This window comes from Klebsiella sp. D-Nf1 (assembly GCF_002810515.1).
In the GTDB taxonomy this organism is placed as follows: domain Bacteria; phylum Pseudomonadota; class Gammaproteobacteria; order Enterobacterales; family Enterobacteriaceae; genus Klebsiella; species Klebsiella variicola.
The window spans coordinates 122,620-142,979 of the sequence record NZ_PIOK01000007.1 but is presented as its reverse complement, the minus strand read 5'-3'; the positions used below and the strand labels follow the sequence as shown (position 1 = coordinate 142,979).

22 protein-coding genes are annotated in these 20,360 nt (G+C 57.1%); 15 read left to right on the top strand and 7 right to left on the bottom strand.

The window, feature by feature from the left end; translation table 11 throughout:
- Positions 1-71: 71 nt before the first annotated feature.
- The 9 genes from thpR (at position 72) to panD (ending at position 7,068) form a co-directional block, all read left to right on the top strand.
- Positions 72-608: an RNA 2',3'-cyclic phosphodiesterase gene (thpR, locus tag CWM54_RS23140; RefSeq protein ID WP_061155729.1), complete on the top strand. Its 537-nt coding sequence runs from the start codon at positions 72-74 to the stop codon at positions 606-608.
- Positions 608-1,324, top strand: a complete 717-nt coding sequence (gene sfsA, locus CWM54_RS23135; protein ID WP_008807388.1) for a DNA/RNA nuclease SfsA — start codon at positions 608-610, stop codon at positions 1,322-1,324. The genes thpR and sfsA overlap by 1 nt, the downstream gene beginning before the upstream one ends.
- Before the next feature lie 162 nt (positions 1,325-1,486).
- A complete protein-coding gene (gene dksA / locus CWM54_RS23130; RefSeq protein WP_007749299.1) occupies positions 1,487-1,942 on the top strand; it encodes an RNA polymerase-binding protein DksA in 456 nt (151 codons plus the stop codon).
- A 59-nt stretch (positions 1,943-2,001) separates the two neighbouring features.
- Positions 2,002-2,883: a tRNA glutamyl-Q(34) synthetase GluQRS gene (gene gluQRS, locus CWM54_RS23125; RefSeq protein ID WP_061155730.1), complete on the top strand. Its 882-nt coding sequence runs from the start codon at positions 2,002-2,004 to the stop codon at positions 2,881-2,883.
- Between the two features lie 62 nt (positions 2,884-2,945).
- Positions 2,946-4,340 (top strand): polynucleotide adenylyltransferase PcnB, encoded by a 1,395-nt coding sequence (gene pcnB, locus CWM54_RS23120; RefSeq protein WP_071839121.1) that lies wholly within the window; start codon positions 2,946-2,948, stop codon positions 4,338-4,340.
- Positions 4,337-4,816, top strand: coding sequence for a 2-amino-4-hydroxy-6-hydroxymethyldihydropteridine diphosphokinase (gene folK, locus CWM54_RS23115; RefSeq protein WP_100698614.1), 480 nt, complete (start codon positions 4,337-4,339; stop codon positions 4,814-4,816). The genes pcnB and folK overlap by 4 nt, the downstream gene beginning before the upstream one ends.
- A gap of 120 nt (positions 4,817-4,936) precedes the next feature.
- On the top strand, positions 4,937-5,728 hold the full coding sequence (gene panB, locus CWM54_RS23110) for a 3-methyl-2-oxobutanoate hydroxymethyltransferase (RefSeq protein ID WP_025714105.1): 792 nt from the start codon (positions 4,937-4,939) through the stop codon (positions 5,726-5,728).
- Positions 5,729-5,739: 11 nt separating this feature from the next.
- The gene (gene panC / locus CWM54_RS23105) at positions 5,740-6,594 is read left to right on the top strand and encodes a pantoate--beta-alanine ligase (protein WP_100681603.1); all 855 of its coding nucleotides are present in this window, start codon (positions 5,740-5,742) and stop codon (positions 6,592-6,594) included.
- Between the two features lie 93 nt (positions 6,595-6,687).
- Positions 6,688-7,068 (top strand): aspartate 1-decarboxylase, encoded by a 381-nt coding sequence (panD, locus tag CWM54_RS23100; RefSeq protein ID WP_008807395.1) that lies wholly within the window; start codon positions 6,688-6,690, stop codon positions 7,066-7,068.
- A gap of 35 nt (positions 7,069-7,103) precedes the next feature.
- Here panD and CWM54_RS23095 read toward each other — a convergent pair whose 3' ends face one another.
- From CWM54_RS23095 to CWM54_RS23080, 4 genes are all read right to left on the bottom strand, one after another.
- Complete coding sequence (locus tag CWM54_RS23095) at positions 7,104-8,357, bottom strand: polysaccharide deacetylase family protein (RefSeq protein ID WP_100698612.1); 1,254 nt, start codon at positions 8,355-8,357, stop codon at positions 7,104-7,106.
- Between the two features lie 58 nt (positions 8,358-8,415).
- A complete protein-coding gene (locus CWM54_RS23090) occupies positions 8,416-8,856 on the bottom strand; it encodes a PTS sugar transporter subunit IIA (RefSeq protein ID WP_100698610.1) in 441 nt (146 codons plus the stop codon).
- 122 nt (positions 8,857-8,978) lie between these two features.
- On the bottom strand, positions 8,979-9,749 hold the full coding sequence (locus tag CWM54_RS23085) for an ABC transporter permease (protein ID WP_008807398.1): 771 nt from the start codon (positions 9,747-9,749) through the stop codon (positions 8,979-8,981).
- Positions 9,746-10,672 (bottom strand): ABC transporter ATP-binding protein, encoded by a 927-nt coding sequence (locus CWM54_RS23080; RefSeq protein ID WP_008807399.1) that lies wholly within the window; start codon positions 10,670-10,672, stop codon positions 9,746-9,748. The genes CWM54_RS23085 and CWM54_RS23080 overlap by 4 nt, the downstream gene beginning before the upstream one ends.
- Before the next feature lie 184 nt (positions 10,673-10,856).
- Between CWM54_RS23080 and can the strand changes: the two genes are divergently transcribed.
- Positions 10,857-11,519 carry a carbonate dehydratase gene (gene can / locus CWM54_RS23075; protein ID WP_012542834.1) on the top strand — a complete coding sequence of 221 codons (663 nt, stop codon included), beginning with the start codon at positions 10,857-10,859 and terminating at the stop codon, positions 11,517-11,519.
- A gap of 58 nt (positions 11,520-11,577) precedes the next feature.
- Here the strand turns inward: can and hpt are convergent, their stop codons facing one another.
- Together hpt and CWM54_RS28835 are read right to left on the bottom strand one after the other, a co-directional pair.
- Positions 11,578-12,114: a hypoxanthine phosphoribosyltransferase gene (hpt, locus tag CWM54_RS23070; protein ID WP_023322073.1), complete on the bottom strand. Its 537-nt coding sequence runs from the start codon at positions 12,112-12,114 to the stop codon at positions 11,578-11,580.
- A gap of 4 nt (positions 12,115-12,118) precedes the next feature.
- Positions 12,119-12,238 (bottom strand): hypothetical protein, encoded by a 120-nt coding sequence (locus tag CWM54_RS28835; protein WP_162677996.1) that lies wholly within the window; start codon positions 12,236-12,238, stop codon positions 12,119-12,121.
- Between the two features lie 79 nt (positions 12,239-12,317).
- Here CWM54_RS28835 and CWM54_RS23065 point away from each other — a divergent pair, with 79 nt between their 5' ends.
- On the top strand, positions 12,318-14,708 hold the full coding sequence (locus CWM54_RS23065) for a glucose/quinate/shikimate family membrane-bound PQQ-dependent dehydrogenase (RefSeq protein WP_061155736.1): 2,391 nt from the start codon (positions 12,318-12,320) through the stop codon (positions 14,706-14,708).
- A gap of 82 nt (positions 14,709-14,790) precedes the next feature.
- Here the strand turns inward: CWM54_RS23065 and cueO are convergent, their stop codons facing one another.
- Positions 14,791-16,401 carry a multicopper oxidase CueO gene (cueO, locus tag CWM54_RS23060; protein WP_100698608.1) on the bottom strand — a complete coding sequence of 537 codons (1,611 nt, stop codon included), beginning with the start codon at positions 16,399-16,401 and terminating at the stop codon, positions 14,791-14,793.
- Positions 16,402-16,547: 146 nt separating this feature from the next.
- Between cueO and CWM54_RS23055 the strand changes: the two genes are divergently transcribed.
- From CWM54_RS23055 to speE, 4 genes are all read left to right on the top strand, one after another.
- Positions 16,548-16,895, top strand: a complete 348-nt coding sequence (locus tag CWM54_RS23055; protein ID WP_002888808.1) for a YacC family pilotin-like protein — start codon at positions 16,548-16,550, stop codon at positions 16,893-16,895.
- 247 nt (positions 16,896-17,142) lie between these two features.
- A complete protein-coding gene (locus CWM54_RS23050) occupies positions 17,143-17,553 on the top strand; it encodes a hypothetical protein (RefSeq protein WP_061155738.1) in 411 nt (136 codons plus the stop codon).
- A 560-nt stretch (positions 17,554-18,113) separates the two neighbouring features.
- The gene (locus tag CWM54_RS23045; protein WP_165785958.1) at positions 18,114-19,328 is read left to right on the top strand and encodes an FKBP-type peptidyl-prolyl cis-trans isomerase; all 1,215 of its coding nucleotides are present in this window, start codon (positions 18,114-18,116) and stop codon (positions 19,326-19,328) included.
- A 148-nt stretch (positions 19,329-19,476) separates the two neighbouring features.
- Positions 19,477-20,337 carry a polyamine aminopropyltransferase gene (gene speE / locus CWM54_RS23040; RefSeq protein ID WP_008807405.1) on the top strand — a complete coding sequence of 287 codons (861 nt, stop codon included), beginning with the start codon at positions 19,477-19,479 and terminating at the stop codon, positions 20,335-20,337.
- Positions 20,338-20,360 lie beyond the last annotated feature (23 nt).

The window sequence follows — 20,360 nt, the reverse complement described above, 5'->3', positions numbered from 1 at the left end:
AAAGGCTCCGGGGGTTAACATTCAGGGGCTCGCATTGTAGCATCCCCCTAATTCATTACCGAGTCTCTATCATGTCTGAGCCGAAAAGGCTGTTTTTTGCGATTGAACTGCCGCCTGCCGTCCAGAAACAGATTGTCCAGTGGCGGGCAAGCCACTTCCCCGAGGATGCCGGCAGGCCCGTCGCGGCGGATAACCTCCATCTGACGCTGGCGTTTCTCGGCGAGGTGAGCGCGGAAAAACAGCGGGCGCTGGCCGCCCTCGCCGGCCGCCTCCGTCAGCCGGGCTTTACCCTGACGCTGGACGATGCCGGACAGTGGCTGCGCTCGCGGGTGGTCTGGCTCGGAACCCGTCAGCCGCCGCGCGGCCTGCTGCAGCTCGCCAGTATGCTGCGCGCTCAGGCGGCACGCAGCGGCTGCTATCAAAGCCCGCAGCCGTTTCATCCACATATTACCCTGTGGCGCGATGCCCGCCAGGCGGTGCCGATCCCGGCCCCCGGCTTTCACTGGTCGTTTCCGGTGAACGAGTTCGTGCTCTATGAGTCCAGCTTTGGCCGCGGGCGCACGCGCTACACGGCGCTGGAACGTTATCCGTTTCATAAGGAAAGTTGATGCAGTTTGATCCGCCGTTACAACCCGCTATTTTGCTTAAACGTTACAAACGATTTCTTGCTGACGTGGTTACCCCCGATGGCCGTGAGCTGACGCTTCACTGCCCCAATACCGGCGCAATGACCGGTTGCGCCGCCCCGGGCGACACCGTCTGGTATTCCACTTCTGACAATGCGAAGCGCAAATATGCCCATACCTGGGAATTAACTGAAACGCAGCAGGGTGCGGTTATTTGCGTCAATACACTGCGCGCGAATTCGCTGGCAAAAGAGGCGATTTCCGCCGGAATAATCCCTGAGCTTTCAGGCTATAACCAACTGAAAAGCGAAGTGAAATATGGCGAAGAGAATAGCCGTATCGATATTATGTTGCAGGCAGATGACCGACAAAACTGCTATATTGAAGTGAAATCGGTTACGTTGGCGGAGAAAGAATACGGTTATTTTCCCGATGCGGTGACCACGCGCGGCCAGAAGCACCTGCGGGAGCTGATGGCCGTCGCGGCGAATGGCGACCGTGCGGTGATTTTATTTGCCGTTTTGCATTCGGCAATTGACCGTTTCTCCCCCGCGCATCATATTGATGCCAGATACGCACAGCTGTTAACAGAAGCCCGCGACAAGGGGGTGGAAATTCTCGCCTGGAAGGCGGAACTTTCTACGACGAAGATGACTCTGAATAAGCCGATTGCCGTGGTGTTAAACCCCGGTAAATAAGTGGCTAAATAGTGTTCGGGTCGCAAGCGCGAATACGCTTTTCTTCACAGGGTTGTCAAGTGTAACGTTTAGATAATTGCTATCCGGAAAAGCATCTGCTATTTATAGCGGCCTGATTTTCCCCCACATGGGGATCGATAGTGCGTGTTAAGGAGAAGCAACATGCAAGAAGGGCAAAACCGTAAAACATCGTCCCTGAGTATTCTCGCCATCGCTGGGGTGGAGCCGTACCAAGAGAAGCCGGGCGAAGAGTATATGAACGAAGCCCAGCTGGCGCACTTCAAGCGTATTCTTGAAGCATGGCGTAATCAACTCAGGGATGAAGTGGATCGCACCGTAACGCACATGCAGGATGAAGCTGCCAACTTCCCGGATCCGGTAGACCGTGCCGCCCAGGAAGAAGAGTTCAGCCTGGAACTGCGTAACCGCGACCGCGAACGTAAACTGATCAAAAAGATCGAGAAAACGCTGAAAAAAGTTGAAGATGAAGACTTCGGCTACTGCGAATCCTGCGGCGTGGAGATCGGCATTCGCCGTCTGGAAGCGCGTCCGACTGCGGATCTGTGCATTGACTGCAAAACCCTGGCGGAAATTCGCGAAAAACAGATGGCGGGCTAATCCCCTGCTGCCTCACTCTCTGGCGGGAGTCTCTCCCGCCTGGTTCTGTTGTCCGTAACATGACTGACTCACGCTATATTGGGCGCTTTGCTCCCTCCCCCTCCGGTGAACTCCACTTCGGCTCTTTGATTGCCGCGCTCGGCAGCTACCTGCAAGCCCGCGCGAACCAGGGTATCTGGCGCGTTCGTATTGAAGATATCGACCCGCCGCGCGAAGTCCCCGGGGCCGCCGACACCATTCTGCGCCAGCTTGACCACTACGGTCTGCACTGGGACGGCGACGTGCTCTGGCAGTCGCAACGACATGAAGCTTACCGCGAGGCGCTGGCCTGGCTGGGTGAACAAGGGCTGAGCTATTACTGCACCTGCACCCGCGCGCGGATCCATGCCGTAGGTGGGATCTACGATGGTCACTGCCGCGACCTCGGGCTGGGGGCGGAAAACGCCGCGCTGCGTCTACGCCAGACCCGTCCGGTGTTGCAGTTCACCGATCGCCTGCACGGTACGCTCATCGCCAATGAGCCGCTGGCGCGCGAGGATTTTATTATCCACCGTCGCGACGGCCTGTTTGCCTACAACCTGGCGGTGGTGGTTGATGACCACTTTCAGGGGATCACCGAGATCGTCCGCGGCGCTGACCTGATTGAGCCGACGGTCCGGCAGATTTCACTGTATCAGCATTTTGGCTGGCAGGCGCCGGACTACCTCCATCTGCCGCTGGCCCTCAATGCTGACGGGAATAAACTCTCTAAACAAAACCACGCACCGGCGCTGCCGGAAGGCGATCCGCGCCCCGAAATTGTCCGGGCGCTCCGGTTTCTTAATCAGGACATCGCCCAGGACTGGCAAGCCCTGAGCATTGACGATTTACTCAGTCAGGCCGTCGCCAACTGGCAGCCCGCAAAAATCGAGCATTCTCAAATGGCTCCCGCTGAGCTATGATTAGCCGCTATTTTTATACTGTACAGTTGATCTGAAGTCCGTCTGACACTACGAGGTGCACCATTTTTACCCGAGTCGCTAATTTTTGCCGTAAGGTGCTAAGCCGTGAGGAGCGCGAGGCAGAAGCCGCCGTCGAACCCATGCCTATGACGGTGATCCCGCGTGAGCAGCATGCTATTTCCCGCAAAGATATCAGTGAAAACGCCCTCAAGGTCATGTACCGCCTCAACAAGGCAGGCTACGAATCCTGGCTGGTCGGCGGCGGTGTCCGCGACCTGCTGCTTGGCAAAAAGCCGAAAGATTTTGACGTCACCACCAACGCCACGCCGGATCAGGTGCGCAAGCTGTTCCGCAACTGCCGTCTGGTCGGGCGACGTTTCCGCCTGGCACACGTCATGTTCGGGCCGGAAATCATTGAAGTCGCCACCTTCCGCGGCCATCACGAAGGGCACACCACCGATCGCGTGACCTCCCAGCAGGGCCAGAACGGCATGCTGCTGCGCGATAACATCTTCGGCTCGATCGAAGAGGATGCCCAGCGTCGCGACTTCACCATCAATAGCCTTTATTACAGCGTGGCTGACTTTACCGTTCGCGACTACGTCGGCGGCATGAAGGATCTGCAGGACGGCGTGATCCGCCTGATCGGCAATCCGGAAACCCGCTATCGCGAAGATCCGGTGCGCATGCTGCGCGCGGTGCGCTTTGCCGCCAAGCTGGATATGAGCATCAGCCAGGAAACGGCTGAACCGCTGCCGCGCCTGGCCACCCTGCTCCACGACGTGCCGCCGGCACGCCTGTTCGAAGAAGTGCTTAAGTTGCTGCAGGCCGGGTATGGCTACCAGACCTATATGCTGCTGCGGGAATACAACCTGTTCCAACCGCTGTTCCCGACCATCACTCGCTACTTTACCGAGCGCGGCGACAGCCCGATGGAGCGGATCATCAGCCAGGTGCTGAAGAACACCGATACCCGCATTCATAACGACATGCGCGTCAATCCGGCTTTCCTCTTCGCGGTGATGTTCTGGTATCCACTGCTGGAGACGGCGCAAAAAATCGCCCAGGAGAGCGGTCTGGCGTACTATGACGCCTTCGCCCTGGCGATGAACGATGTCCTGGACGAAGCCTGCCGTACGCTGGCGATCCCTAAACGCATCACTACCCTTATTCGTGATATCTGGCAGCTGCAGCTGCGCATGTCCCGTCGTCAGGGCAAACGCGCCTGGAAGCTGATGGAACATCCGAAATTCCGTGCCGCCTACGATCTGCTGGAGCTGCGTGCCGGGGCGGAAAACAACAGCGAACTGCAGCGCCTGACCAAATGGTGGGGCGAATTCCAGGTTGCCGCGCCGCCGGAACAAAAAGACATGCTCAACGACCTCGGGGACGATCCGGCGCCACGCCGTCGCCACCGCCGTCCGCGCAAACGCGCGCCGCGTCAGGGTAACGCATGACTCTGGTCTATATCGCGCTTGGCAGTAACCTTGCTTCTCCGCTGGAGCAGGTGCAGGCGGCCATCCGCGCGCTGGGCGATATTCCGCACAGCCGCGTGTTGAACGTCTCTTCGTTCTACCGCACGCCGCCGCTAGGCCCGCAGGATCAGCCGGACTATCTCAACGCCGCCGTCGCGCTGGAAACCACCCTGGCGCCCGATGCGCTGCTCGATCACACTCAGCGCATCGAGCTGCAGCAGGGTCGGGTGCGCAAAGCTGAACGCTGGGGACCGCGCACGCTCGACCTCGACATCATGCTGTTTGGCGATGAGGTCATCAATAGCCCGCGCCTGACCGTTCCGCACTACGATATGAAAAACCGCGGCTTTATGCTCTGGCCGCTGTTCGAGATCGCCCCGGATCTCCATTTTCCTGACGGCCCTGCGCTGCGCGCCGTGCTGGATAATCTGGGCGCGGAAAAACCCGCGAGCTGGTAATCCCCTCTCCCTTTTTTAGCATTTGCGGCGATCGTCGTAATCGGTTGCCCAAAATCATTGCCCCTCTGAATGCTGCTGTTAGAATGCCGGTTAATATGACTTTCATCATCAGGAAATGTTATGAAACCGACCACCATTGCCCTGCTGCAGAAATGCAAACAGGAAAAGAAGCGCTTTGCCACCATTACCGCCTACGACCATAGCTTCGCGAAGCTGTTCGCCGATGAAGGCATTAATGTGCTGCTGGTGGGCGATTCCCTGGGAATGACGGTACAGGGTCACGACTCCACCCTGCCGGTCACCGTGGAAGATATCGCCTATCACACCCGCGCCGTCCGCCGCGGTGCGCCGAACAGCCTGCTGCTTGCCGACCTGCCTTTCATGGCCTACGCCACTCCCGAACAGACCTTCGAAAATGCGGCCATCGTGATGCGCGCTGGCGCCAATATGGTCAAACTCGAAGGCGGCGCCTGGCTGGCCGATACCGTGAAGATGCTGGCGGAACGCGCGGTGCCGGTTTGCGGCCACCTCGGCCTCACGCCGCAGTCGGTAAACGTATTCGGCGGGTATAAAGTGCAGGGGCGCGGCGATGCGGCGCAGACCTTGTTTGAAGACGCGTTAGCGCTGGAAGCGGCTGGCGCGCAGCTGCTGGTGCTGGAGTGCGTGCCGGTAGAACTGGCGAAACGCATTACCGAAGCCCTGACCATTCCGGTGATCGGCATCGGCGCGGGCAACGTCACCGACGGGCAGATCCTGGTGATGCATGACGCATTCGGGATCACCGGCGGCCACATCCCTAAATTCGCCAAGAATTTCCTTGCCGAAGCGGGCGACATCCGCGCCGCGGTACGGCAGTATATTGCCGAAGTTGAATCCGGGGTCTATCCGGGCGAAGAACACAGTTTCCATTAAGGAGTCTTGTTGTGCTGATTATTGAATCCGTGCTGCTGCTGCGTCAGCATATCCGCCGTCTGCGTCAGGAAGGTAAGCGTATCGCGCTAGTTCCGACGATGGGCAACCTGCATGATGGTCATATGAAGCTGGTTGATGAGGCTAAAGCCAGCGCGGACGTGGTGGTGGTCAGTATTTTCGTCAATCCGATGCAGTTTGACCGCGCCGACGACCTGGCACGCTACCCGCGTACCCTGCAGGATGATTGCGAAAAGCTGAACAAGCGCCATGTCGACTTTGTCTTCGCACCGACGCCGGCGGAAGTCTACCCGCAGGGCACCGAAGGCCAGACCTACGTCGACGTCCCAGGCCTGTCCACTATGCTGGAAGGCGCCAGCCGCCCGGGCCATTTCCGCGGCGTGTCGACCATCGTCAGTAAGCTGTTCAATCTGGTTCAGCCGGACGTCGCCTGCTTCGGCGAGAAAGACTTCCAGCAGCTGGCGCTGATCCGCAAGATGGTCGCCGACATGGGCTACGATATCGAGATTATCGGCGTGCCGATCGTCCGCGCGAAAGATGGCCTGGCGCTGAGTTCGCGCAATGGCTACCTGACCGCCGACCAGCGCAAAATCGCTCCCGGCCTGTACAAGGTGCTGAGCACGGTGGCGGAAAAACTGGCCGCCGGCGATCGCCAACTCGACGAGATCATCGCTATCGCTGAACAGGAGCTGAATGAAAAAGGCTTCCGCGCCGACGACATTCAGATCCGCGATGCCGACACCCTGCTTGAGCTGACGGATGCCAGCCAGCGCGCGGTGATCCTGATGGCCGCCTGGTTAGGGCAGGCCCGCCTGATCGACAACCAGATCGTCACGCTCGGTCAGTAGACAGCGGGTAAAAATCGGGCAATACTTGCCCGGGCTTTTCTCAGGGCGGACGACCTGTCCGCTCTGCTACATTAAGGTTGAAGGGTAGAAGTTATGATGCGTAATATGCTGCAGGGCAAGCTCCACCGCGTAAAAGTCACGCAGGCTGACCTGCACTATGAAGGTTCATGCGCCATTGACCAGGATTTCCTGGATGCGGCCGGTATTCTGGAGAATGAAACCATTCACCTCTGGAACGTCACCAACGGCAACCGTTTCTCCACCTACGCCATTGCCGCCGAACGGGGTTCCAGAATCATCTCCGTCAACGGCGCCGCCGCGCACTGCGCCAGCGTCGGCGATATCCTGATCATCGCCAGCTTCGTCACCATGTCGGACGAAGAGGCGCGCACCTGGCAGCCCAACATCGCCTACTTCGAAGGCGACAACGAAATGAAGCGCCAGGCGAAAGCCATTCCGGTTCAGGTCGCCTGATGACCGCGGCGCTGCGCTCAGGCACAGCGCCGGTGTTACCCCTGCGGCTGGTTACTGATCAGCCGCGACATCGTCTCCAGCGAATCCGTCCGTAAGATATATAACCGCTTCAGCAGAAACGGATTGTCCCCCGGCTTCACCTTCCCCCGCACCGTCGTCACCGCCATATGAAACCCGGCGTCATTCGCCGCCTGCACCGCCGTGGCGTTATAGCCGCCGAAGGGATAGGAAAGGTAGAGAACATGCGGATTAAACTGGCTGAGCGCCCGGCGCGAGTGGGCGAAATCAAACAGAATATTATGGTAATTGCGGCTGAATAAAATCGGCCGGCGGCTGGCGTCAACCCGATGCAGGAAGTGGGTATGCGACTGAATATCAAAAACATCCTGGATCTGCCGTAGCTCAGAAATACTCATGAACTGCAGCGATTTCGGATCCCATTTCTGCGGATGGCGCTTAATACGCGAGGAGATAATAAATGCAGTGGCATGGAAGCCGTACTGTTTCAGCACCGGATAGGCGTAACGGTTTACCGACTTCAGGCCGTCATCGAAGGTAATGACCACTGCCCGCGCCGGAAGGTTGATTTTATTACGCACATAGCCTTCCAGTTGATACAAGGTCAGCGTGGTATAGCCCTGATCGCGCAGCCAGGTCATCTGGTTGTTGAAGGCGCGTACCGAGGTGGTGGTCGAGGTATGGCGGAAACGGGTGTTCTCTTCGTCGCGCAGAATGTGGTGATAGGTCAGCACGGGAATACCGTTATCTTCCTGCGCATCCAGACTGCTGACCCACGCCAGCCGGTCGCCAATGCGGATCTGAAACCAGGTCTGATTGAGCCGGTCTTTCAGCTTGCTGAGGATCGGATAGCGCAGATTAGTGGCCAGCGTACCAAACGGCACGCTGCTCACTGAAGGAGCATCATAGAGCGGAGTATCTTTCCAGGTGAGTAAATTCTGGTTACTCAACGGTTTATTGAGATCCCCCAGTCGGTCCTCCACTCGCTGTTTACCCTGTACCGGCTCGAGGTGGCCTTTATCAATAAACCCGGTGCCGAAGCCGAAGCGAAATTCATAATAGTCAGCCGCCGTCGGGACGACCGCGAGGATCTGCCCGGCACGCACATTGCCGACGCTGACCACACGGTTCCCCACCTGCGCCCAGATGACCGCATCTTCGGTAGTCTGCATATAGCGTACAGGCTTGCCCTGCTGGCTAAGCAGGCTGGCGGAAGCGCTGAGCGAGGTCAGTAAAAAAAGAAACGTAAAAAATCGGGCAAGCATGCGCATCGAACCGGTAAACCATAAACGGCAGCTATTGTAACAAAAGCAGCATCTGTCACGCTGCTTAATTTCCGAAGGTATCATGGCGCAAGCGGAACGGGGGATTCTTCTGCTGCTGATGCCACAAGCTGCTCACCATCGGCCCGCCCGCACTGACGATAGTCTGACGGAACGCATCGCTGCTTAACGTGCCCCGCAGCAGATACATTCGCTCAAGTAATGAATAGCTGACGCCGGAGATCACTTCGCAGTGGGTATGTTTGTGGCTCATCAGCGCCGCGGCCCGATAAGGCGCCGCGCCGGTTCTGTCGGTCAGGAAAATGACGCCATCCCCGGAGTCGGTGGCATGCAGCGCATCGCACATCATCCGGCTCAACATATTACTGCTGAGATTGCGCCAGTAATTGACCGCCCGGCACTGGGCCAGCGGACCAAATTTTCGTTCAAGACGATCCAGCATCTCCTGCGCCAGCTCATCGTGGCAGGTAATGACCCAACCAAGCATGCTTCCCTCCTTAGCCAGCCAACAATGTAGCAAGGGGAGGATGACGTATCGGTGATGGCGGTCAAAGATAAGCGGTTAGCGCTTCGCGTATTGGCATCAGGAAGCGCTAACCGTGATGAGCATCAGCTGCGCAGGCCGCGGCCGCGCTGGATTAACGACCAGCAAAGCAGATAGAAGGCGACGATGAAGACCACCAGCACCGCAAAGGTGGTCACCAGCGGCACATCGTTGATACCCAGGAAGCCGAAGCGGAAACCGCTGATCATGTAGACGATGGGATTCAGATGCGACAACCCCTGCCAGAACGGCGGCAGCAAGGTCAGCGAGTAGAACACCCCGCCGAGGTAGGTCAGCGGCGTCAGCACAAAGGTCGGGATCAGGCTAATGTCGTCAAAGGTCTTGGCAAACACCGCGTTCAACAGACCCGCCAGCGAGAACAGCACCGCGGTGAGGATCAGCGTCAGGGCGACAAACAGCCAGGAGTGAACCTGGAACGGCACAAAGAACAGCGATACCGCCGTCACCAGGATCCCCACGCACAGTCCGCGCGCCACGCCGCCGCCAACGTAGCCAGCGATGATCACATGCGTCGGCACCGGCGCCACCAGCAGCTCTTCAATATTGCGCTGAAACTTGGCGCTGAAGAACGACGAGGCGACATTGGCGTAAGCGTTGGTGATCACCGCCATCATGATCAGGCCCGGCACGATAAACTGCATATAGGTAAAGCCATGCATCTCGCCGATGCGCGACCCGATCAGGTTGCCAAAAATCACGAAGTACAGGGTCATGGTGATCACCGGCGGCACCAGCGTCTGGATCCAGATGCGCATAAAACGGTGGATCTCTTTGGTCCAGATGCTTTTCAGCGCGACCCAATAAAGCTGCATCATGCTGACTCTCCTTTTCGCTCATGCACCAGCGTGACAAACAGCTCTTCCAGGCGGTTAGCTTTGTTACGCATACTCAGTACCTGCACCCCCTGGGCGCTCAGTTGGGCAAAGACGCTGTTAATCCCCTGCTCGCGCAGAACCTCGACTTCCAGCGTCGAGGTATCGACCAGCTGGTACTGGTAGCCTTCGAGCTTCGGTACCGGGCTTTTTGGCGCGAGGTCGAGAATAAAGGTCTCAGACTTCAGCTTCGACAGCAGCGCTTTCATCGAGGTGTTTTCCACCAGCGCGCCGTGCTGGATGATGCCGATGTTGCGGCACAGCATTTCGGCCTCTTCGAGATAGTGGGTGGTCAGGATAATGGTGGTCCCGCGATCGTTCAGATCCTTGAGAAAGCCCCACATTGAGCGACGCAGTTCAATATCGACGCCAGCGGTCGGTTCGTCGAGGATCAGCAACTTCGGCTCATGCATTAACGCGCGGGCGATCATCAGGCGACGCTTCATCCCGCCGGAGAGCATCCGCGCGCGTTCGTTGCGTTTTTCCCACAGATCGAGCTGTTTTAGGTATTTTTCGCTGCGGGCGACGGCTTCTTTGCGTTCCACGCCGTAGTAGCCCGCCTGGTTAACGACAATCTGCTGCACGGTCTCGAACGGGTTGAAGTTAAACTCCTGCGGCACCAGGCCAAGCTGACGCTTGGCGTTGACGACATCTTTTTCCAGATCGTAGCCAAAGACATTGACCTGACCGGAGGTTTTATTCACCAGCGAACTGATGATGCCGATAGTCGTGGATTTTCCGGCCCCGTTCGGCCCCAGCAGGGCATAGAAATCCCCCGCCTCGACCTGCAGGTCGATTCCCCGCAGCGCCTGAACCCCGCCGGGGTAGGTTTTTTTGAGCTGTTTTAATTCCAGAGCAATGGTCATTAAATATCTCTTCTCGTGTCGTGACACGTCATTAACCCGCCTGACTCACGTTTGCATTCTACTGGCGCTGGCGCCGCCAACGCATCGGTAGCCTGAAGTATCACGGGTTAAGATGGTTTTAAAAAAGGTGAGCTTACCCTATATTAGCGCAACGCACTTACTTGGTTACAGGCCGATAACGTCCATGAATGATATAGATACACTCATCAGCAATAATGCACTATGGTCAAAAATGCTGGTGGAAGAGGACCCCGGCTTTTTTGAGAAACTGTCGCAGGCGCAGAAACCGCGCTTTCTGTGGATTGGCTGCTCTGACAGCCGCGTTCCCGCTGAGCGACTTACCGGCCTGGAACCAGGCGAACTGTTTGTCCATCGTAACGTCGCCAATCTGGTGATCCACACTGACCTGAACTGCCTGTCGGTAGTGCAGTATGCCGTCGATGTCCTCGAAGTCGAGCACATTATCATCTGCGGCCATTACGGCTGCGGCGGCGTGCAGGCGGCGGTGGAAAACCCGGAGCTGGGGCTCATCGACAACTGGCTGCTGCATATCCGCGATATCTGGTTTAAGCACAGCTCACTGCTGGGTGAAATGCCGGAGGAGCGCCGTCTGGATACCCTTTGCGAACTGAACGTGATGGAGCAGGTATACAACCTGGGACATTCGACGATTATGCAATCGGCGTGGAAGCGCGGACAGAAGGTCACCATCCACGGCTGGGCATACGGCATTCACGACGGGCTGCTGCGCGATCTGGATGTCACCGCTGTGAGCCGGGAAACCCTCGAACAGCGCTATCGCCACGGGATCTCCAACCTCAAGATCAAGCATATCAACCACAAATAGCCTTCAGGCTTAGCCACCCTGGAGAGCGCGGCGCGCGCTGTCCAGAGTGGGATATCTCTTACTCGTCCAGCAGGGTGACTTTGCCAATATACGGCAGATGACGGTAGCGCTGGGCGTAGTCGATACCGTAGCCCACCACGAACTCGTCCGGAATGGCGAAACCGACGAACTCAACCGGGACGTTGACTTCACGACGGCTTGGTTTATCCAGCAGCGTACAAATGGCCAGCGATTTCGGCTCGCGCAGGCTGAGGATCTCACGCACTTTAGACAGGGTATTGCCGGAGTCGATGATGTCTTCCACGATCAATACGTCTTTACCACGGATGTCTTCATCCAGATCTTTGAGGATTTTCACATCACGGGTAGTGGACATGCCGCTGCCGTAACTGGAGGCGGTCATAAAATCGACTTCATGCGGCACCTGCACTTCACGGCACAGGTCGGCCATGAACATAAATGAGCCGCGCAGCAGCCCCACCAGCACCATTTCGCTGCCGCTGTCCTGGTAATGTTCGTTGATTTGACGACCCAGTTCCGCGATGCGCGCTTTGATCTCGGTTTCCGGGATCATCACTTCTACAGTATGTTTCATAAGACTAACCATTTGATTCTAAATATAAATCATCAAAGCCGCTGCTTTCGCCCCGACGATGACCGGCAAGCCATCCAGTATACCAGCAAATAGAAATCTTCGGTGCAGGGATTAATAAAGCCATATTTGTGATTCCGATCACACTTGTTAAAACCTATAATTAATTGCAGTTAAAAAATTAACAAACATACGAGTAACTTTCTATGGCTGAAACAAAGTCTCAACAATCAAGGCTCCTGGTGACGCTGACTGCGCTATTTGCAGCGTTCTGCGGCCTCTATCTTTTAATCGGCGGAGCATGGCTGGTCGTGCTTGGCGGCTCCTGGTACTACCCCATCGCCGGTCTGGTGATGCTGGGCGTGACCGTGATGCTGCTGCGCGGCAAACGCGCTGCGCTGTGGCTGTACGCCGCGCTGCTGCTGGCGACCATGATCTGGGGCGTCTGGGAAGTCGGCTTCGACTTCTGGGCGCTAACGCCGCGTAGCGACATCCTCGTCTTCTTTGGTATCTGGCTGATCCTGCCCTTTGTCTGGCGCCGTCTGCCCTCCCCTTCCACTGGCGCCGTAGGCGCGCTGGTCGTCGCCCTGCTGATCAGCGGCGGCATGCTGACCTGGGCCGGCTTTAACGACCCGCAGGAAGTCAACGGTACCCTGAGCGCCGACGCCACCCCGGCCGCGCCGATCTCCACCGTCGCCGACGGTGACTGGCCGGCGTATGGGCGTAACCAGGAAGGCCAGCGCTTCTCCCCACTGAAGCAGATTAATGCCGACAACGTGAAGAACCTGAAGGAAGCCTGGGTATTCCGTACCGGCGACCTGAAGCAACCGAACGACCCGGGTGAAATCACCAACGAAGTGACGCCGATTAAAGTCGGCGACACGCTCTTCCTGTGTACCGCCCACCAGCGTCTGTTCGCGCTGGACGCGGCCACCGGTAAAGAGAAGTGGCATTTTGACCCGCAGCTGAACGCCGATCCGTCGTTCCAGCACGTCACCTGCCGCGGCGTCTCTTATCACGAAGCCAAAGCGGATAACGCTCCTGCCGACGTCGTCGCCGACTGTCCGCGCCGTATTATCCTGCCGGTGAACGATGGCCGCCTGTTCGCGGTGAACGCCGACAACGGTAAGCTGTGCGAAACCTTTGCCAATAAAGGTATTCTCAACCTGCAGACCAACATGCCGGTCACCACGCCGGGTATGTATGAACCCACTTCTCCGCCGATTATCACCGATAAGACCATCGTGATTGCCGGCGCGGTCACCGATAACTTCTCTACCCGCGAGCCATCTGGCGTGATCCGCGGCTTTGATGTGAATACCGGTAAACTGCTGTGGGCCTTCGATCCGGGCGCGAAAGATCCGAACGCCATCCCGAGCGATGAGCATCACTTCACACTCAACTCACCGAACTCCTGGGCGCCTGCCGCCTACGACGCTAAGCTGGATCTGGTCTATCTGCCGATGGGCGTGACCACCCCGGATATCTGGGGCGGCAACCGTACGCCGGAGCAAGAGCGTTACGCCAGCTCGATTGTGGCGCTGAACGCCACCACCGGTAAGCTGGCCTGGAGCTACCAGACCGTCCACCACGATCTGTGGGATATGGATATGCCCTCCCAGCCGACGCTGGCGGACATTGAGGTTAATGGTAAAACCGTACCGGTCGTCTATGCCCCGGCGAAAACCGGCAACATCTTCGTACTGGATCGCCGTAATGGCGAGCTGGTGGTCCCGGCCCCGGAAAAACCGGTTCCGCAGGGCGCTGCCAAAGGGGATTACGTCGCCAAAACTCAGCCGTTCTCCGATCTGAGCTTCCGTCCGAAGAAAGATCTGACCGGGGCGGACATGTGGGGCGCCACCATGTTCGATCAGCTGGTGTGCCGCGTGATCTTCCACCAGATGCGCTATGAAGGTATCTTCACTCCGCCATCTGAGCAGGGCACTCTCGTCTTCCCGGGTAACCTGGGGATGTTTGAATGGGGTGGTATCTCCGTCGATCCGAACCGTCAGGTGGCTATTGCCAACCCGATGGCGCTGCCGTTCGTCTCTAAACTGATCCCACGCGGCCCGGGCAACCCGATGGAGCCGCCGAAAGATGCGAAAGGCTCTGGCACCGAGTCCGGCGTGCAGCCACAGTACGGCGTCCCGTACGGCGTGACCCTGAACCCGTTCCTGTCGCCGTTCGGTCTGCCGTGCAAACAGCCAGCCTGGGGCTATATCTCCGCGCTGGATCTGAAAACCAACGAAGTGGTATGGAAAAAACGTATCGGTACTCCGCAGGACAGCCTGCCGTTCCCGATGCCGGTTAAGCTGCCGTTCACCATGGGGATGCCGATGCTTGGCGGCCCGATCTCCACGGCCGGTAACGTCCTGTTCATCGGCGCGACCGCAGATAACTACCTGCGCGCGTACAATATGAGCAACGGCGAGAAGCTGTGGGAAGCCCGTCTGCCAGCCGGCGGTCAGGCCACCCCAATGACCTACGAAGTGAATGGCAAACAGTATGTTGTCATCTCTGCCGGCGGTCACGGCTCGTTCGGTACCAAAATGGGCGACTACATCGTCGCCTATGCGCTCCCGGATGACGCAAAATAAAACGCAAAACGGCAACGAAAGTTGCCGTTTTTTTTGTGTTTATTCCTTCTCCCCATGGAAGATGGCAGCAGGCTGCAGAGCTCTAAACCGTGAATCCCAACATCATCCCGGTGTCTTCATGCTCCAGCAGGTGGCAGTGGGCCATATAGGCAAACTCCTTCGGCGCTGGATGATCAAACTTCACCAACACTTCACTGACGTCACCTTCCACGCGGACGGTATCTTTCCAGCCGCTGCGGTGCGCGGCTGGCGGCTTGCCGTTCTCGCTGAGGATGCGGAACTGGGTGCCGTGGATATGGAACGGATGCAGCATCATGTCGCCCTTACCCGATATCACCCAGCGCTCGTACTGGCCTCTGGCTGCGGCAAACATCGGCACATTCATGTCGAAGGCTTTGCCGTTGATGCGGTTGGCGTTATGGAAATCAAATCCCTTGCCTGACGACATGCCATGATCCCGACCAGCCCCGTGGTTCATATTGCTCATATCGCTCATGTCGCCGTGGTGCATATTGCTCATGTCGCCCATGCCACCATGCCCCATCATGCCGTGGTCCATTCCCGCCATCGCCTGGTCGCCATACTTCTCCATCAGCGCCTGCATGCCCATCCTGTCGAGCATCGGATCCATCGACAGCTGGAGCTGACGCTGCGTCAGCCCCGTCAGGGACGGTAGCGCTGGCAGCGCGGCCAGCGTATCCAGCAGTTTGCCGGAGGCGGGAATGACCAGTGGCTGAACGCGCAGCACCGGCTGCGGTTTATCAAAAGGCGCAATAGCCATGCCCATCTGGCTCACCGGCAGGGTCACCAGATCGAAAGGTTTACCGTCGCTGGTGTCCACCAGCACCTCAAAGCGTTCCCCCATCAATACCGGCAATTCATCGACCTTGACCGGCTCGGCCAACAGACCGCCGTCACTGGCCACCACGTACAGCGGACGCTTATCGCTGGTGGCAAAATTGAGGGAACGGGCATTACAGCCGTTTAGCAAGCGCAGACGGAGCCAGCCGCGCGGGGCGGCATGTTCGGGATAGAGAGCGCCATTGGTCAGCAGCGTATCGCCAAACCAGCCGACGGCGGCGCTCATCACATCCAGCTGGTAGTCGATCTCGCCGGCGGCGGTGAACTTCTTGTCCTGGACAATCACCGGCACATCATCAATTCCCCATTGCTTAGGCAGCAGCAGGCGTCCGCTCTCTTCATCCTCGATCAGCACCAGGCCGGCCAGCCCCATCGCCACCTGCCGCCCGGTGGTCCCGTGTTGATGCGGATGAAACCAGCAGGTGGCCGCCCGCTGCGTCGGCGTGAAGCTCACCGTACGGGTGGCGCCCGGGGCGATAACGCCCTGCGGCCCCCCGTCGACCTCGCCCGGGACCTCCAGACCATGCCAGTGCAGCGTGGTCTCTTCCGCCAGCTGGTTGGTAATGTCCACCGTAATGGCCTTCCCCTGCGTCAACTGTAGCGCAGGACCCAGCAGCGAACCGTTATAGCCCCAGGTGGTGGCGTGCAGAGCGCCAAACTGCGTTTTGCCCGCCTGGATCGTCAGGGCGATACGGTTGCGCGCATCGGCCGTCAACAGCGTCGGTATCGGCAGAGCCGGGCGACTGGCCGCAAAAACCGCACGGCTCCATAGCGGTAATGCACTGGCCACGCTGACCGCGGCGGTCAGTTTGAGGAAGTCTCGACGTTGCATATTCACATCCTTTTTATTCTGCGGGCGAATATTTGAGCTTAAACCCTACCGTAACGGGAAGGTCAAGCAGAAGAGTAAGAATAAAGATCGGCGCTGTGTAAAGAAGTATGCTAATTTGAAGCGTCGGTGATCTAATGGTAGAAAAAATGAAGACGCTTTTCAGAACAATGGTACTCGGCAGCCTGCTTGCTCTCTCCGCCAACAGCTACGCGCTCAGCGAATCAGAAGCAGAAGATATGGCTGATTTAACCGCGGTTTTTGTGTTTCTGAAAAACGACTGTGGCTACCAGAACCTGCCCAATACACAGATCCGACGCGCGCTGGTGTTCTTTGCCCAACAGAACCAGTGGGACCTGAGCAACTACGACAGCTACAACATGAAAGCGCTTGGCGAGGACAGCTACCGCGATCTCAGCGGTATTAACATCCCGACGGCGAAAAAATGCAAAGCGCTGGCCCGCGATTCGCTCAGCCTGTTGGCTTACGTCAAATAATCTCCTGCGCGGACAGTCACGCTCCGCGCTGTTACCGTTTCATTTGTCACCTATCAATATTTATATTTATTATTGTATATAAACAAATCTTATTTAATTGCAAACCCATCAATTCGCCAAATAAATTAAACCCCTAATAATGATGAATGACTAAAAAACTAATAAAATATCATTACTCATATATTGCAAAATAAAAAGCACCCTTCTAGAATCCGGTGAAAATATACCTACTTCATGGACTGAAATTGTGAATATCTCTCCGACTCTCCGTATTATCCCGCTCGCCGCACTTTTATTAGTGGGCTGTAGCAATACCTCATCTCGCCAGCAGGTAAAACCGATCACCACGCCGCTCACATCACAGCAGCAGGCTGAGCAGGAGCGAGCGGCCAGCGAACAGGAGCGTATTGAGTCCTGCCGAAAGGCGCTGGATTCACTTAAAGAGGTGAACCCGCAGCAGGCAACTAAACTCAGCAATGAGTTCAATGCCCTGGTGCGTTCGGCATCGCAATACAACAACGTGCGCGAGAAAGTGGCCGATCCCACCCGACTGGGCATTGACTCCATGTATCAGTTTAAATCCATCAAACTGTGTTCCGATATCCAGAAAACGCTGATCGATACCCTGGTACAGCGTGGTGAAAACAAACTGCCATGAACAAACCCGCCACGCTGACCCCTAAAGCACCACTGCTGATGCTCGTCGCGGCGCTGGCGCTTTCAACCTCATTCTACGCCGGTGCTACGCCGGCTTTTCTCGATTACGCCCAGCAGCAAACTCAGCAAGCTCAGGCGCAAGAAGAGAAAAGCTCTGCGGCCACAGCAAAGCAAGCGTCAGACGCTCGCCAGAACGCGGACAATAAAAAAACGACGGCCAATAACGCACAGTTGCAAAAAAGAATCGCCAGCCAACAGGCAACGATTGCGCAAAAAGATAAAATTATCCAACAATTAAAAAAACAGCTTACCGCCACACCAGCCACGGATACATCCATTGCGAATGAGCAAGCGGCGTTAAATAATAAAATAAAGCAATTACAGCTCGCCTTAACCGCCGCCACGGCGGAAAATGAGGCGTTAATTAAAAAGGAAGCGGTTGCCCAGAATAATACTCTGCAACAGAGCCAGGCTGCCGCACTTAAGCAGATCCAACAATTAACGTCGCAGCTTCAGAGCGTCGAAGCGGAAAATAAACGGCTCAGCGCCAGCCTCACCACGCTGAATACGGATAAACAAACGCTGACCACCCGGCTGGCCGCCACGGAAAAAGCACAGCAGACCGCGCTCGGCCAGCTCAAAGCCCTCGACACAGACAAGCAGTCACTCACCGCCCGGCTGATGGCTGCGGAAAAAGAGAAACAGACCGCCCTCGACCAGGCCAAAGCCCTTAACGCCGACAAACAGCCGCTGGCCACCCGACTGGCCGCGGCGGAAAAAGAGAAGCTGTCCGCTCTCGAACAGGTCAAAGCGCTGACCACCGATAAGCAGTCGCTGACTATCCGGCTCGACGCCGCGGAGAAAACGCAGCAGGCCGCTCTAGACCAGGTCAAGGCGCTAAACGCCGACAAGCAGTCGTTGACTACCCGACTGGCCGCCGCGGAAAAAGCGCCAACAACCCGCCCTGATCCAGCCGCAGCGCCAAAAAATGAGCCACCGGAGATGGCGGCGGTTGTTGCGGCCTACCGCCTGCAGGCGGACAAAGACAACGCCCAGCTACGGATGAAAGAAGATGAAATCCAACTGCTGAGAACACAGCTTTCTGTACAGTCCAAAACGCGTAGCGGCGAGAGCGCCAACATCAAACTCAGCGCATCCGGAGAACAGCAGGCTTATGCGATCGGCGCCTCGATGGGAACAGAAGCCCTTAACGTCCTCACCACCCGTCGCACTCAGGGGATTACCGTCGACGCCGGGCTGGTGCTACGGGGTATCGAAGATGCCTTTAGCGGCCAGCTTCGTCTCGGAGAACAAGAGCGTAACAAGGCGCTGTTTGACGTCTCACAGCAGGTTTTCCAGAACCTGAATAAAATCGAGCAGAAAAACATCAGTGCCGGTAAGAAATATCAGCAGACGTTTGCGCGCAAAAAAGATGTGGTCTTCAAAGATGGCGTCTACAGTCGTATCGATTATCCAGGCAAAGGAAAAATAAGCGGTAACGATCTGGTCACCGTAGTAATCAAAGAGATGCTGACGGACGGGACAGTGATCAACGATATGGAAGCGAAAGATCAGGCGCTCACCCAGAAGCTGGATGCCTATCCCCCGGTGTTTCGCGGACCGCTGCAACGTCTGCAGAACCATGGATCCTTGACGCTGGTCGTCCCGCCCGAAAAAGCCTATGGCAGTAAAGGATTGCCACCGAAAATCCCGCCTGGCGCCACCATGGTTTATTCCGTGCGGATAGTCGATACCCAACCCGCACCGGCGAAATAATCTCGTCCACCTCACCGCCCTCCCCGGGCGGTGGCGGTTATTCCTGCCGCATTGCTGCAATAACCGCCGTGCATCCTCATCTATAGTTGTCTATGATGTTGCACTCGTTTTACGGGTGTAACAGATGTTAACGAAGAGGAGCCTCACCGTGGCCGATAATCCACTGTGGCATGAAACGCTGCATGACCATTTTGGTCAGTACTTTAGCGTTGATAACGTGCTGTACCACGAAAAAACCGATCATCAGGATTTGATCATCTTCGACAACCGCGCCTTTGGCCGGGTGATGGCGCTGGATGGCGTCGTACAAACCACCGAACGTGATGAGTTTATCTATCACGAAATGATGACCCACGTGCCGCTGCTGGCCCACGGCAACGCGAAGCATGTCCTGATCATCGGCGGCGGCGACGGCGCGATGCTGCGCGAAGTCTCTCGTCACCGTAGCATCGAAACCATCACCATGGTGGAAATCGATGCCGGGGTGGTCTCATTCTGCCGTCAGTACCTGCCCAACCATAGCGCCGGGGCCTACGACGATCCGCGCTTCACGCTGGTGATTGATGATGGCGTCAATTTTGTTAACCAGACGACGCAAACGTTTGACGTGATCATTTCGGACTGTACCGACCCTATTGGTCCGGGCGAAAGCCTGTTCACCTCGGCTTTTTATGAAGGCTGCAAACGCTGCCTGAACCCGGGGGGCGTATTCGTTGCGCAAAACGGCGTTTGTTTCCTGCAGCAGGACGAAGCGGTCGGAAGCCATCGCAAGCTGAGCCATTATTTTCGCGACGTCAGCTTCTACCAGGCAGCCATCCCAACCTATTACGGCGGGATCATGACCTTTGCCTGGGCGAGCGACAACGAGGCGTTGCGCCATCTCTCCAGCGAAATCATTCAGGCGCGCTTTCACAAAGCCAACCTGACCTGCCGTTACTACAATCCGGCAATTCATACGGCGGCCTTCGCCTTACCACAATATCTGCATGATGCTCTGTCCGCACCGTGACGCGAAGTAAGGGGGTGAACTAA